Source organism: Serratia ureilytica, assembly GCF_013375155.1.
In the GTDB taxonomy this organism is placed as follows: domain Bacteria; phylum Pseudomonadota; class Gammaproteobacteria; order Enterobacterales; family Enterobacteriaceae; genus Serratia; species Serratia ureilytica.
This window is the reverse complement of sequence record NZ_JABXOF010000014.1, coordinates 28,790-41,457: the sequence shown is the minus strand read 5'-3', so window position 1 is coordinate 41,457 and position 12,668 is coordinate 28,790. Positions and strand designations below refer to the sequence as shown.

Genomic DNA, 12,668 nt, shown 5'->3' with positions numbered 1-12,668 from the left:
AAACTTCATACTGAGGAGACTCTCGTCATCAGGTAGAAACCACACATCAGGTCAGAAACCTGCTGAGATAGGCTCTTGCGCCAAACCCAAGATTCTCAAAGGTGGCGTAGTATACGCTCTGAAGCGTAAGTGCTCAAGTCCCGAACAGCTAAAGATCCCACAAGGATCGCGAAAAAATCGCTTAAAGCCATCCGCGCTCGGCAAAAGAGACGCATTCACCCCGACCGATCACCAAATGATCGAGCACTCGGATCTCCAATAACTGGCAGGCTTTCACCACCTGTTCAGTTATCAAACGGTCGGCATGACTGGGTTCAGCCTTACCCGAGGGGTGATTATGCGCGAGAATCAGCGCGGCGGCATTAGCCTTCAACGCTTCACGCACAATTTCTCTCGGGTAGACGACGACGCTGCTGATGGTACCAGCAAACATCTCCTGATGGCGAATAACCCGATGCTGATTGTCTAAAAACAATACCAAAAAGACCTCTCGCTCACGATGCGCCAGCAGGCTTTGCAGATAATGCTGGGTGACGCGCGGGTTAAGCATGGCGTTTTCCTGCGAGAGATGGCTGGAAAAGAAGCGAAGCGCCAGCTCGGCAATCGCCTGCAGCTGCGTATAGCTGGCGTCGCCCAGGCCTTTTTGACTGCAAAACGCCTGATGATCGGCCGACATCAGATGGTAAAGCGAGCCGAATCGGCGCAGCAGCTGCTCCGCCAGCTGCATTACGTGCACGCCGGGCAACCCGGTGCGCAAGAAAATGGCCAACAGCTCTGCGTCGGACAGCGCCGCGGCCCCCTGCATCAACAGCTTTTCACGCGGCGCCAGCGCGCCCGGCCAGCACGCCACAGTCGGGTTGCTCATCGTGTTCCTCCCTGAAAGGGCTACAGCATGCCATGCGCCCCCCGGCGCGTTCGACAGGTGTTTGATAACATTGCGAAGTGTTTCGCAAAGCACAATGTAACGCCCTGCAGCCATTGCGGAATCGCTCACCTGAACGGCGGATATGCTAAAATGGCGCATCTTTCGGCTTTCAATCGGACAATGATGATGACGGGACTTTCCGGCAAACATATTGTGCTTGGCATCAGCGGCGGCATCGCCGCCTACAAATGCCCAGAGCTGGTGCGCCGCCTGCGCGACAGGGGCGCGGAAGTGCGCGTGGTGATGACCCACGCCGCCAAGGCGTTCATTACGCCGCTGACGCTACAGGCCGTTTCCGGCCACCCGGTGTCCGACGATCTGTTGGATCCCGCCGCCGAAGCCGCCATGGGCCACATCGAACTCGGCAAATGGGCGGATCTGGTGATTCTGGCGCCGGCGACCGCCGATCTGCTGGCGCGCGTCGCCGCCGGCATGGCCAACGATCTGCTGACTACCGTCTGCCTGGCGACCGACGCCCCTATCGCCGCCGCCCCCGCCATGAACCAGCAGATGTATCGCGCCGCCGCCACGCAGGCCAACCTGCAAACGCTGCAGGCGCGCGGCATGCTGCTCTGGGGGCCGGACAGCGGCAGCCAGGCCTGCGGCGACGTTGGCCCGGGCCGCATGCTGGATCCGCTGGACATCGTCGAGCTGGCGAACGGTCATTTCTCCGCCCCGCAGGATCTGCAACATTTGCAGGTTATGATCACCGCCGGCCCGACGCGCGAAGCGCTGGATCCGGTACGCTTCATCAGCAATCACAGCTCCGGCAAAATGGGCTTCGCCATCGCCCGCGCCGCCGCCGCCCGCGGCGCGCAGGTGACGCTGATCGCCGGGCCGGTGAGCCTGCCGACGCCGCCGAAGGTCACACGCGTGGACGTCACCAGCGCGCTCGAGATGGAGCAGGCGGTGCAACAGCGCGCCGCTCAGCAGCAGATTTTCATCTCCTGCGCCGCCGTAGCCGACTACCGTCCCGAGCGGATCGCCGATGAAAAAATAAAAAAACAGGGTGATGAAATCGTCCTCAAGATGGTAAAAAACCCCGATATCGTCGCCGGCGTGGCGGCGATGACCAAAAATCGACCGTTTGTCGTGGGGTTTGCCGCCGAAACCCAGAATGTGGAAGAATACGCGCGGCAAAAACTGGCGCGTAAGAAGCTGGATTTGATTTGCGCTAACGATGTATCGCTCGCAGAGCACGGGTTCAACAGCGACACCAATGCCCTGCACCTTTTTTGGCAGGATGGAGAGAAACGCCTGGCGCTGAGCGACAAGGCACTCCTTGGCCAACGTTTAATAGACGAGATAGTCAGCCGTTATGATGAAAAAAATCGACGTTAAGATCCTCGACCCGCGCATCGGTCAGGATTTCCCGCTACCGACCTACGCCACTCCGGGCTCAGCCGGTCTCGACCTGCGCGCCTGCCTGGACAGCGCGGTGGAGCTGGCGCCGGGTGAAACCACGCTGCTGCCTACCGGTCTCGCGATCCATATCGCCGACGCCGGCCTGGCGGCGGTGATCCTGCCGCGCTCAGGCCTGGGCCACAAGCACGGCGTCGTGCTGGGCAATCTGGTCGGCCTGATCGACTCCGATTATCAGGGCCAGCTGATGGTGTCGGTCTGGAACCGCGGCCAGAAGTCATTCACTATCGAACCGGGCGAACGCATCGCGCAGATGGTCTTCGTGCCGGTGGTGCAGGCCGAGTTCAACCTGGTGGAAGAGTTCGACAGCAGCGAGCGCGGCGAAGGCGGCTTCGGCCACTCGGGGCGCCACTAAGCGCCACTCAATGCACGATGGCCGGCAGGGAAACGTCGCCTGAACCTTGCCTTTCCGGGGAGAAGGATGTCTCTGCGGCAAGGTTTTACCGCGACAATTGCAGCGCACACCAGGCAGCGCGGAAAAAGGCCGTTAAGGCCGCTGACCCCAGCATCGTAAAAAAGCTATCACATAAGCCGCACAGAGCCTGCTCTGCAGCGGCCGGTGCCCGGGTTTCCGTCAGTTAAGTTTTAGCAAGGGTCTAATCAGACATGGCAGAAAAAGAAAATACGAAAAGGAATCGGCGCGAGGAAATATTGCAGGCGTTAGCCCAGATGCTGGAATCCAGCGACGGCAGCCAGCGCATTACCACCGCCAAGCTCGCCGCGAACGTGGGTGTTTCTGAAGCTGCGCTGTACCGGCATTTCCCCAGCAAGACACGGATGTTCGACAGTCTGATCGAGTTTATCGAAGACAGCCTGATCACCCGCATCAACCTGATCTTGCAGGACGAGAAAGAGACGTTTAATCGTCTGCGCCTGATTTTACTGCTGATTCTGGGCTTTGCGGAACGTAACCCGGGGCTGACGCGCATCATGACCGGCCACGCGCTGATGTTTGAACAGGATCGCCTGCAGGGCCGCATCAACCAGCTGTTCGAACGTATCGAGGCGCAGCTGCGTCAGGTGCTGAAAGAGCGCAAATTGCGCGAAGGCAAAGGCTTCATCGTCGATGAAACGCTGTTGGCCAGCCAACTGCTGGCCTTCTGCGAAGGCATGTTGTCGCGCTATGTGCGTTCGGAATTCCGCTATCGTCCAACGCAGGAATTCGACGCCCGCTGGCCGCTATTGGCGGCACAGCTGCAATAACGAAAACGCCGGGCATGCCCGGCGTTTTTATTTATACCCCGTACTGCTCGCGGTAAGCGCGCACCGCCGCCAGGTGGTCCGCCATTTCCGGTTTCTCTTCCAGATAAGCGATCAGGTCCTTCAGCGTCACGATCGAAATCACCTTGCAGTGATAGTCGCGTTCCACTTCCTGAATGGCTGAGATATCCGCGCGGCCGCGTTCCTGACGGTCGAGGGAGATCAGCACGCCCGCCAACGAAGCGCCGCTGGCGCCGATGATTTCCATCGACTCACGGATTGCGGTACCGGCGGTGATCACATCGTCCACCAGCATCACGCGGCCCTGCAGCGGGCTGCCCACCAGCGAACCGCCCTCGCCGTGGGTCTTGGCTTCCTTGCGGTTAAAGCAGTAAGGCACGTCGCGCTCATGGTGTTCCGCCAGCGCAACCGCCGTGGTAGTGGCGATAGGAATGCCTTTATAGGCCGGGCCAAACAGCAGATCGAAATCGATGCCGGAATCCATCAGGGCTTCGGCATAGAAGCGCCCCAACAGCGCAAGATCGCGCCCGGTATTAAACAGGCCGGCGTTGAAGAAATACGGGCTGGTGCGGCCGGATTTCAGGGTGAACTCGCCGAATTTCAATACCTGCTTGTTAAGCGCGAACTCGATAAACTGGCGCTGATAGGCTTTCATTACTGCTTCTCCTCGTCTGAATCTGCTTGGGTCTTGTCATTACTGCCGCCCGATCGGCGGGCATAAAAAAGGCGACTTCTCAGTCGCCTTGAAAAATTAGTCCGCCAGCGCCGCTTTCTGCGCCTGGAAGATGGTTTCGATGCCTCCTCGGGCCAGCGCCAATAGCGCCAACAGCTCATCGTGGCTGAACGGCTCGCCTTCGGCGGTGCCCTGCACTTCAATCATGCGGCCGTCTTCCATCATCACCACGTTCATGTCGGTTTCCGCCGCGGAATCTTCCACATACTCCAGATCGCACAGCGCTTCGCCGTTGACGATGCCGACGGAAACCGCCGCCACCATGCCCTTCATCGGATTGGCTTTCAGCTTACCGTTGGCCACCAGGGTGTTCAGCGCATCGGCCAGCGCCACGCAGGCGCCGGAGATGGAAGCGGTGCGGGTACCGCCGTCGGCCTGCAGTACGTCGCAGTCGAGAGTGATGGTGAATTCACCGAGCTTTTTCAGATCCACCGCGGCGCGCAGCGAACGGGCGATCAGGCGCTGGATCTCCAGCGTGCGGCCACCCTGTTTGCCTTTGGCGGCTTCACGGGCGTTGCGGCTGTGGGTGGAGCGCGGCAGCATGCCGTACTCGGCGGTGATCCAACCTTGCCCCTGGCCTTTCAGGAAGCGCGGAACGCCCTCTTCTACCGTGGCGGTGCACAAGACTTTGGTATCGCCAAACTCAACCAGCACTGAACCTTCAGCGTGTTTGGTATAGTGACGGGTCAGTGTCAGGGGGCGAACTTGCTGTGGTGCTCTGCCTGCAGGACGCATGGGCTCTCTCCGGCTTCAAATCAACTATTGGCTGCGCATTATACGGGCTTCGTGACGTAATGCCTATCCTGCCCGCAGCCGCGACGCTATAATCGCCCCATCTTTTCCTATTACGGGTACGCATCAATGATCCGCAGCATGACCGCCTACGCCCGGCGTGAAATCAAGGGTGAATGGGGCAGCGCAGCCTGGGAGCTGCGTTCCGTTAACCAGCGCTACTTAGAAACCTACATCCGCCTGCCGGAACAATTCCGCAGCCTGGAGCCGGTGATCCGTGAACGTATCCGTGGCCGCCTGACCCGCGGCAAAGTCGAATGCAACCTGCGTTTTGAACTGGATCCAAGCGCGCAAAGCTCGCTGATCCTGAACGAAAAACTGGCCAAACAGCTGGTCGAAGCCGCCAACTGGGTGAAAATGCAGAGCGACGAAGGGGAAATCAACCCGATCGACGTGCTGCGCTGGCCGGGCGTGATGTCCGCGCAGGAGCAGGATCTGGACGCCATCAGCGCCGAGCTGATGCAAGCGCTGGACGGCGCGCTGGATGACTTTATCGTCGCACGCGAAAGCGAAGGCGCCGCGCTGAAAACGCTGATCGAACAGCGCCTCGACGGCGTCAGCGCCGAAGTGGTCAAAGTGCGCGCCCAGATGCCGAACATCCTGCAATGGCAGCGCGAGCGCCTGGTCAGCAAGCTGGAAGAGGCGCAGGTGCAGCTGGAAAACACTCGCCTGGAGCAAGAGCTGGTGCTGATGGCGCAGCGCATCGACGTCGCCGAAGAACTGGACCGCCTGGAAGCGCACGTGAAAGAGACGCACAACATCCTGAAGAAGAAAGAAGCCGTCGGCCGCCGCCTCGACTTTATGATGCAGGAATTCAACCGCGAATCGAACACCCTGGCCTCCAAGTCAATCAATGCCGACGTCACCGCCTCCGCCATCGAGCTGAAGGTGTTGATCGAGCAAATGCGCGAGCAGATCCAGAACATCGAGTGATCCGCTCCGCACGCCATCAAGCCCGCGCCACGCGGGCTTTTTTATGGCTATAGATCAGCGATAGGCGGCCGCCTGTTCCTCACCGATCAACCCCATTTTCTGCAGTTGCACCGCAATGCTCCAGGTTGAACGCTCGAACTCATCGCTCAGCGCCTCCAGCGTCGCCCCGGCCGCATGGCTCTCGCGCAGCCGCAGTTTTTCTTCTTCCGGCCAGGGGAAGTAGGCATTGGCCGGCCGGCCCTCGGCCAGATTCTTCTGCCGCTTTTCTTCCGGCGTCAGCCTGGCTTTTTTCTGCAGTTCAGATTCACCGTCAAACTCGTCGGCCAACGCGAACAGCAGGCGGATAGCCTCCGGCGCGCAGGCCGCTGAAGCCGGTCTCAATAGCTCGCCGGTGTCGGGATTAACGCCGTTGGCCAGCGCCCTGAGCAACGTGCCGATATTCATCATTCGTCTCCTTGTTCGATAAAATGCGCGCCGATCGCGACCGGCGCCTTGTCCAAACATGTTTCTCTTCCTCAGCCAAGAAAGCCACGCTTTGCGCCATGAAAAATCGCCCATTGCGAGCCAGATTCCAGGTGCCTGAACGTGCGGGACGGTGGTTGCATCAGGCTGCGAGCCGGCAGGCATCATGGAAGACGGCTCACTAAGGCACTTCGGGGGCTTATGAAAAACTGCCGAGCAGCGCGTGCGGATGACAATCGGCAAGATATCCCGCACGCCATAAGTATTTTGTTCTAATTATCACGCAAGGTAATGAAAGGACGGCGATGCTGTGGCTAAATGTGTTTTTTTCCTGCCCGTGAACCGTACGGACCGTTTATGCCACAAATTCTGCAATTTATTATGGCCCTGGTGGTGATCATCGCCCTGGCGCTGCTGGTCAGCAATAATCGCAAGAAAATCCGCCTGCGCTATATCATCCAGCTGTTGGTGATCGAAGGCGCGCTGGCCTATTTCTTCCTGCACTCCGCCAGCGGGCTCAGCGTGATCAAACACGTCGCCGGCTTCTTCGACACCCTGCTCGCCTACGCCGCACAAGGGTCGGAGTTCGTGTTCGGCGGCATGAGCAAAGATGGCCTGGCGTTTATCTTCCTCGGCGTTTTGTGCCCTATCATCTTTATTTCCGCCCTGATCGGCATTTTGCAGCATTTCCGCATCCTGCCGCTGATCATCCGTCTGGTGGGCACCCTGCTGTCCAAGGTCAACGGCATGGGCAAGCTGGAATCGTTCAACGCCGTCAGCACGCTGGTGCTGGGGCAGTCGGAGAACTTCATCGCCTACAAGGGCATCATCGGCGACATCTCGCCACGCCGCATGTACACCATGGCCGCGACCGCCATGTCGACGGTATCGCTCTCCATCGTCGGCGCCTACATGTCGATGATCGACGCGCAGTACGTGGTGGCGGCGTTGATCCTTAATATGTTCAGCACCTTCATCATCCTGTCGATCATCAACCCGTATCAGGTCGAAGACGAGCCGGAGCTGAAGCTGAACAAGCTGCACGAAGATCAGAGCTTCTTCGAAATGTTGGGCGAGTACATTCTGGCCGGCTTCAAAATTGCGATGATCATCGCGGCGATGCTGATCGGCTTTATCGCGCTGATCTCCGCCATCAATGCGCTGTTCTCGGCGGTGCTCGGCATCAGCTTCCAGCAAATCCTCGGCTACGTGTTCTATCCGCTGGCCTGGCTGATCGGCATCCCTGCGGAGGAGGCCCTGAAGGCGGGCAGCATCATGGCGACCAAACTGGTGGCCAACGAATTCGTGGCGATGATTGAACTGAAGAAGATCGCGGCGGAGCTGTCGCCGCGCGGGCTGGGCATTTTGTCGGTGTTCCTGGTGTCGTTCGCCAACTTCGCCTCCATCGGCATCGTCGCCGGCGCCATCAAAGGACTGAACGAGCAGCAAGGCAACGTGGTTTCCCGTTTTGGCCTGAAGCTGGTTTACGGCTCGACGCTGGTGAGCCTGTTGTCGGCGGCCATCGCCGGCCTGGTGCTGTAATCCCCACTCCCGGCCGCAGGGCCGGGAGTTCGCTTTAAAACGCCACGCACACCGGCGCATCCACCCGCATTACCGAATCCTGCGCAAACTGCTGCTTATAGCCGCTGCGCAGCGCCTCGATATTCGCCTCGCTCTCTTTGCCCGGCGCATGGATCAACAGCAGCGCCTTGCTGTTCTCGCGCGCCAGCTTGCCGTCGTGACCCAGCCACTGCCCTTTGGCATCAAACACCGTCAGCCCGTCTTTAAAACGCGGCGTCACCTGGCTATCGACGAAGGTTTGCCACTCGGCGGCGGTGATCGCCGGCCCCGCCGGCCGGTTCAGGCCGAAGTAGAGCGTTGTCTGCACCAGCGGATCGCCGGTGCGACAAGCCGGGGTGGGGGAAACAGCCTGGTGGCCTGGCGCCACGCAGCCGCTCAGCAGCAGGGCAGCCACCATGGCGCCGGCGGCCAGTCTCGGGGAGTTTTTCATCTGCAATCTCGATTTTTCGGTTGAAGGATTCGCTGCAAAAATCATAGTCAGCGATGGAAATTAGCGCGAAATTTCTAATGCTTTTATTAACAGCCAGATGTTAAAAAAGGCTGGTTATCGGCAATAAAAATGGAGTTTGGATTAGCTATATTAATCCGAAACGCCATCGGTGAAAAAAACTCAGTGGCGCGCGTCCTCGGCGGCGATTACCCTGCCGGCCATCATTCTGACGCAATTACGCTGTGAACCCCTTATGTTACTGAGCATCCTTTATATCATCGGCATTACCGCCGAAGCCATGACCGGCGCGCTGGCGGCCGGCCGCCGCCAAATGGACATGTTCGGCGTGATCATCATCGCCTCTGTCACCGCAATCGGCGGCGGGTCGGTGCGCGATATGTTGCTCGGGCATTTTCCGTTGGGCTGGGTCAAACACCCGGAATACATCGTCATCGTCGCGATAGCGGCGATCGTCACCACCTGGGTGGCTCCTCTGATGCGCCATCTGCGCCGCCTGTTCCTGGTGCTCGACGCCGTCGGCCTGATCGTCTTCTCCATCATCGGCGCGCAGGTGGCCCTGGATATGGGGCACAGCGCCATTATCGCCGCCATCGCCGCGGTGATCACCGGCGTCTTTGGCGGGGTGCTGCGCGATATGTTCTGCAACCGCATCCCGCTGGTTTTCCAGAAGGAGATCTACGCCGGCATCTCCTTCAGCGCCGCCTGGCTGTATATCGGCCTGCAGCACCTCAGCCTGCCGCACAATCTGGTGGTGATCCTCACCTTGGTCGCCGGCCTGAGCGCGCGTCTTATCGCCCTGCGCTTCCGCCTCGGCCTGCCGGTGTTCAACTACCAGCATCCGGATCACTGATCTCGGGGCGGCAACGCGCCGCCGCCGAGGCCAAAACTGCAAAAATGTCGCCCTTCAGCGCGCATATTCGCCCTTTCGGCGCTTTTTCCACGCAAAGCCGCGGGCAAAATGCGAGCTAACGCTGCACCCGGCGCGTTAGCCGTGTATACTGTGCGGAGAAAATACACATCCGCTGTTTTTGGCATATCAACCGTTATCAACGAACATCATCATGGCTCAAGGCACGCTTTATATTGTCTCTGCTCCCAGTGGCGCAGGTAAATCAAGTCTGATTCAGGCTTTGTTAAAGACGCAACCGCTGTACGACACGCAGGTTTCGGTTTCGCACACCACGCGCGACAGTCGCCCGGGTGAAAATCACGGCGAGCACTATTTCTTCGTCTCGAAAGACGAATTCCGCCGGATGATCGAGCAGGACGCGTTTCTTGAGCACGCCGAAGTGTTCGGCAACTATTACGGCACCTCGCGCGCCGCCATCGAACAAGTCTTGTCGACCGGCGTGGATGTGTTTCTGGATATCGACTGGCAGGGCGCGCAGCAAATCCGCGCCAAAATGCCGCAGGCGCGCAGCATCTTCATTCTGCCGCCGTCGAAGGAAGAACTGGGCCGCCGCCTGCGTGGGCGCGGGCAGGATTCCGAAGAGGTGATCGCCAAACGCATGGCTCAGGCCGTGGCGGAAATGACGCATTACGCGGAGTACGATTACCTGATCGTGAACGATGATTTCGATCTGGCGCTGTCCGATCTGAAGACCATCATTCGCGCCGAACGCCTGCGTTTGGGCCGCCAGTTGCTGCGGCATGACGCTTTAATCAGCAAACTATTGGCAGACTGAAGGCAGTTTCAGTATCATGCCCAGTCTTTTCGTCACCTGTGGAGTAGCACAAATATGGCACGCGTAACTGTTCAAGACGCTGTAGAGAAAATTGGTAACCGTTTTGACCTGGTGTTGGTCGCTGCTCGTCGGGCGCGTCAGATCCAGACCGGCGGCAAAGATGCACTGGTTCCGGAAGAGAACGACAAGTACACCGTTATCGCCCTGCGCGAAATCGAAGAAGGCCTGATCACCAGCCAGATCCTCGACGTGCGTGAGCGCCAGGAACAGCAAGAGCAGGAAGCCGCAGAGATTCAAGCGGTTACCGCGATTGCTGAAGGTCGTCGTTAATTAGACTGCGAGTCCGCCTTGTACCTGTTTGAAAGCCTGAATCTGCTGATTCAACGTTACCTGCCCGAGGAGCAGATTAAGCGCCTCAAACAGGCATACCTCGTCGCGCGCGACGCGCACGAGGGCCAGACACGCTCCAGCGGTGAGCCCTACATTACTCACCCGGTCGCCGTGGCCTGCATCCTGGCGGAAATGCGTCTCGATCACGAGACGCTGATGGCGGCGTTGCTGCACGACGTCATCGAAGACACCCCAGCCACCTATCAAGATATGGAACAGCTGTTCGGCAAGAGCGTCGCCGAACTGGTTGAGGGCGTCTCCAAGCTCGACAAGCTGAAGTTCCAGGACAAGAAAGAAGCGCAGGCGGAAAACTTCCGCAAGATGATCATGGCGATGGTGCAGGATATCCGCGTCGTGCTGATCAAGCTGGCCGACCGTACGCACAACATGCGCACCCTCGGTTCGCTGCGCCCCGACAAACGCCGGCGCATCGCGCGTGAAACCCTGGAAATCTACAGCCCCCTCGCCCACCGTCTGGGTATTCATCACCTGAAAACCGAGCTGGAAGAGCTGGGCTTCGAGGCGCTGTACCCAAACCGTTATCGCGTGATCAAGGAAGTGGTGAAAGCCGCGCGCGGCAACCGCAAAGAGATGATTCAAAAAATCCTCTCCGAGATCGAAGGGCGGCTGACCGAGGCCGGCATCGCCTGCCGCGTCAGCGGAAGGGAAAAACACCTCTACTCCATCTACCTCAAGATGCACCTGAAAGAACAGCGTTTCCATTCCATCATGGATATCTACGCGTTCCGGGTGATCGTGAAAGAGGTCGATACCTGCTACCGCGTACTCGGCCAGGTGCACAGCCTGTATAAACCGCGCCCGGGGCGGGTGAAAGATTACATCGCCATTCCCAAGGCCAACGGCTATCAATCGCTCCATACCTCGCTGATCGGCCCGCACGGCGTGCCGGTCGAAGTGCAGATCCGCACCGAAGACATGGACCAGATGGCTGAGATGGGGGTGGCCGCGCACTGGGCTTACAAAGAAAGAGAACAGGGCGAAACCGGCACCACGGCGCAGATCCGCGCCCAACGCTGGATGCAAAGCCTGCTGGAGCTGCAGCAAAGCGCCGGCAGTTCGTTTGAATTTATCGAGAGCGTTAAATCCGATCTGTTCCCGGATGAGATTTACGTTTTCACCCCGGAAGGCCGCATTGTCGAGCTGCCCGCCGGCGCCACGCCGGTCGACTTTGCCTATGCGGTGCATACCGATATCGGCCATGCCTGCGTCGGCGCACGCGTCGATCGTCAGCCATACCCGCTGTCGCAGTCGCTGACCAGCGGCCAGACCGTCGAGATCATCACCGCGCCGGGCGCACGGCCCAACGCCGCCTGGCTGAACTTCGTGGTCAGCTCGAAAGCGCGCGCCAAGATTCGCCAGATGTTGAAGAACCTCAAGCGCGACGACTCCGTCGGCCTCGGCCGCCGTCTGCTCAACCATGCGTTGGGCGGCAGCCGCAAGCTGGCCGAAATCCCGCAGGAAAACATTCAGCACGAGCTGGACCGCATGAAGCTGGCGACGCTGGACGATCTGCTGGCGGAAATCGGCCTCGGCAACGCCATGAGCGTAGTGGTGGCGAAGAACCTGCAGGGCGATCAGTCCAGCCTGGGCACCACCTCCGGCGTGCGCAACCTGGCCATCAAGGGCGCCGACGGCGTGTTGATCACCTTCGCCAAGTGCTGCCGTCCGATTCCGGGCGACCCGATTATCGCTCACGTCAGCCCGGGCAAAGGGCTGGTGATCCACCATGAATCCTGCCGCAATATTCGCGGCTATCAGAAAGAGCCTGAGAAGTTCATGGCGGTCGAGTGGGATAAAGAGACCGAGCAGGAGTTCATCGCCGAGATCAAGGTGGATATGTTTAACCACCAGGGCGCGTTGGCCAACCTGACGGCGGCAATCAACGCGGCCGAATCCAATATTCAGAGCCTGAACACCGAAGAGAAAGACGGTCGGGTTTATAGCGCCTTTATCCGCTTGACCACCCGCGATCGCATCCATTTGGCAAACATTATGCGTAAAATCCGTATCATGCCGGATGTGATCAAAGTTAACCGTAACCGAAACTAGCGC

At 59.2% G+C, this 12,668-nt stretch carries 14 protein-coding genes; 9 read left to right on the top strand and 5 right to left on the bottom strand.

The window, feature by feature from the left end; all coding sequences use genetic code 11:
• Window positions 1-181: 181 nt before the first annotated feature.
• Window positions 182-865 carry a RadC family protein gene (radC, locus tag HWW83_RS22720; RefSeq protein ID WP_016929682.1) on the bottom strand — a complete coding sequence of 228 codons (684 nt, stop codon included), beginning with the start codon at window positions 863-865 and terminating at the stop codon, window positions 182-184.
• A 183-nt stretch (window positions 866-1,048) separates the two neighbouring features.
• Between radC and coaBC the strand changes: the two genes are divergently transcribed.
• The 3 genes from coaBC to slmA all read left to right on the top strand — a co-directional run bounded on the left by coaBC (window position 1,049) and on the right by slmA (window position 3,550).
• The gene (gene coaBC, locus HWW83_RS22715; RefSeq protein WP_033634306.1) at window positions 1,049-2,266 is read left to right on the top strand and encodes a bifunctional phosphopantothenoylcysteine decarboxylase/phosphopantothenate--cysteine ligase CoaBC; all 1,218 of its coding nucleotides are present in this window, start codon (window positions 1,049-1,051) and stop codon (window positions 2,264-2,266) included.
• Complete coding sequence (gene dut / locus HWW83_RS22710; RefSeq protein ID WP_033652257.1) at window positions 2,244-2,702, top strand: dUTP diphosphatase; 459 nt, start codon at window positions 2,244-2,246, stop codon at window positions 2,700-2,702. Before coaBC ends, dut begins: the two co-directional genes overlap by 23 nt.
• Window positions 2,703-2,953: 251 nt before the next feature.
• Entirely contained in the window at window positions 2,954-3,550 is a 597-nt protein-coding gene (slmA, locus tag HWW83_RS22705) for a nucleoid occlusion factor SlmA (protein ID WP_025304700.1), read from the top strand.
• 31 nt (window positions 3,551-3,581) lie between these two features.
• On the opposite strand, the gene pyrE is transcribed toward slmA, so the two are convergent.
• Entirely contained in the window at window positions 3,582-4,223 is a 642-nt protein-coding gene (pyrE, locus tag HWW83_RS22700; protein ID WP_004931204.1) for an orotate phosphoribosyltransferase, read from the bottom strand.
• 96 nt (window positions 4,224-4,319) lie between these two features.
• Window positions 4,320-5,036: a ribonuclease PH gene (gene rph, locus HWW83_RS22695; protein ID WP_025160305.1), complete on the bottom strand. Its 717-nt coding sequence runs from the start codon at window positions 5,034-5,036 to the stop codon at window positions 4,320-4,322.
• Between the two features lie 126 nt (window positions 5,037-5,162).
• Between rph and HWW83_RS22690 the strand changes: the two genes are divergently transcribed.
• Complete coding sequence (locus HWW83_RS22690; RefSeq protein ID WP_015379441.1) at window positions 5,163-6,026, top strand: YicC/YloC family endoribonuclease; 864 nt, start codon at window positions 5,163-5,165, stop codon at window positions 6,024-6,026.
• A 54-nt stretch (window positions 6,027-6,080) separates the two neighbouring features.
• Here the strand turns inward: HWW83_RS22690 and HWW83_RS22685 are convergent, their stop codons facing one another.
• The gene (locus tag HWW83_RS22685) at window positions 6,081-6,470 is read right to left on the bottom strand and encodes a hypothetical protein (protein WP_042785594.1); all 390 of its coding nucleotides are present in this window, start codon (window positions 6,468-6,470) and stop codon (window positions 6,081-6,083) included.
• Between the two features lie 375 nt (window positions 6,471-6,845).
• Between HWW83_RS22685 and HWW83_RS22680 the strand changes: the two genes are divergently transcribed.
• Window positions 6,846-8,030 (top strand): NupC/NupG family nucleoside CNT transporter, encoded by a 1,185-nt coding sequence (locus HWW83_RS22680; RefSeq protein ID WP_089195310.1) that lies wholly within the window; start codon window positions 6,846-6,848, stop codon window positions 8,028-8,030.
• A gap of 34 nt (window positions 8,031-8,064) precedes the next feature.
• Here the strand turns inward: HWW83_RS22680 and HWW83_RS22675 are convergent, their stop codons facing one another.
• The gene (locus tag HWW83_RS22675) at window positions 8,065-8,499 is read right to left on the bottom strand and encodes a DUF3574 domain-containing protein (RefSeq protein ID WP_047573283.1); all 435 of its coding nucleotides are present in this window, start codon (window positions 8,497-8,499) and stop codon (window positions 8,065-8,067) included.
• A gap of 253 nt (window positions 8,500-8,752) precedes the next feature.
• Here HWW83_RS22675 and HWW83_RS22670 point away from each other — a divergent pair, with 253 nt between their 5' ends.
• The 4 genes from HWW83_RS22670 (at window position 8,753) to spoT (ending at window position 12,665) form a co-directional block, all read left to right on the top strand.
• Window positions 8,753-9,370: a trimeric intracellular cation channel family protein gene (locus tag HWW83_RS22670; protein WP_025304704.1), complete on the top strand. Its 618-nt coding sequence runs from the start codon at window positions 8,753-8,755 to the stop codon at window positions 9,368-9,370.
• 211 nt (window positions 9,371-9,581) lie between these two features.
• A complete protein-coding gene (gene gmk / locus HWW83_RS22665; protein WP_033636481.1) occupies window positions 9,582-10,205 on the top strand; it encodes a guanylate kinase in 624 nt (207 codons plus the stop codon).
• A 54-nt stretch (window positions 10,206-10,259) separates the two neighbouring features.
• Window positions 10,260-10,535 carry a DNA-directed RNA polymerase subunit omega gene (rpoZ, locus tag HWW83_RS22660; RefSeq protein ID WP_004931221.1) on the top strand — a complete coding sequence of 92 codons (276 nt, stop codon included), beginning with the start codon at window positions 10,260-10,262 and terminating at the stop codon, window positions 10,533-10,535.
• An 18-nt stretch (window positions 10,536-10,553) separates the two neighbouring features.
• The gene (spoT, locus tag HWW83_RS22655; protein WP_015379445.1) at window positions 10,554-12,665 is read left to right on the top strand and encodes a bifunctional GTP diphosphokinase/guanosine-3',5'-bis pyrophosphate 3'-pyrophosphohydrolase; all 2,112 of its coding nucleotides are present in this window, start codon (window positions 10,554-10,556) and stop codon (window positions 12,663-12,665) included.
• Window positions 12,666-12,668 lie beyond the last annotated feature (3 nt).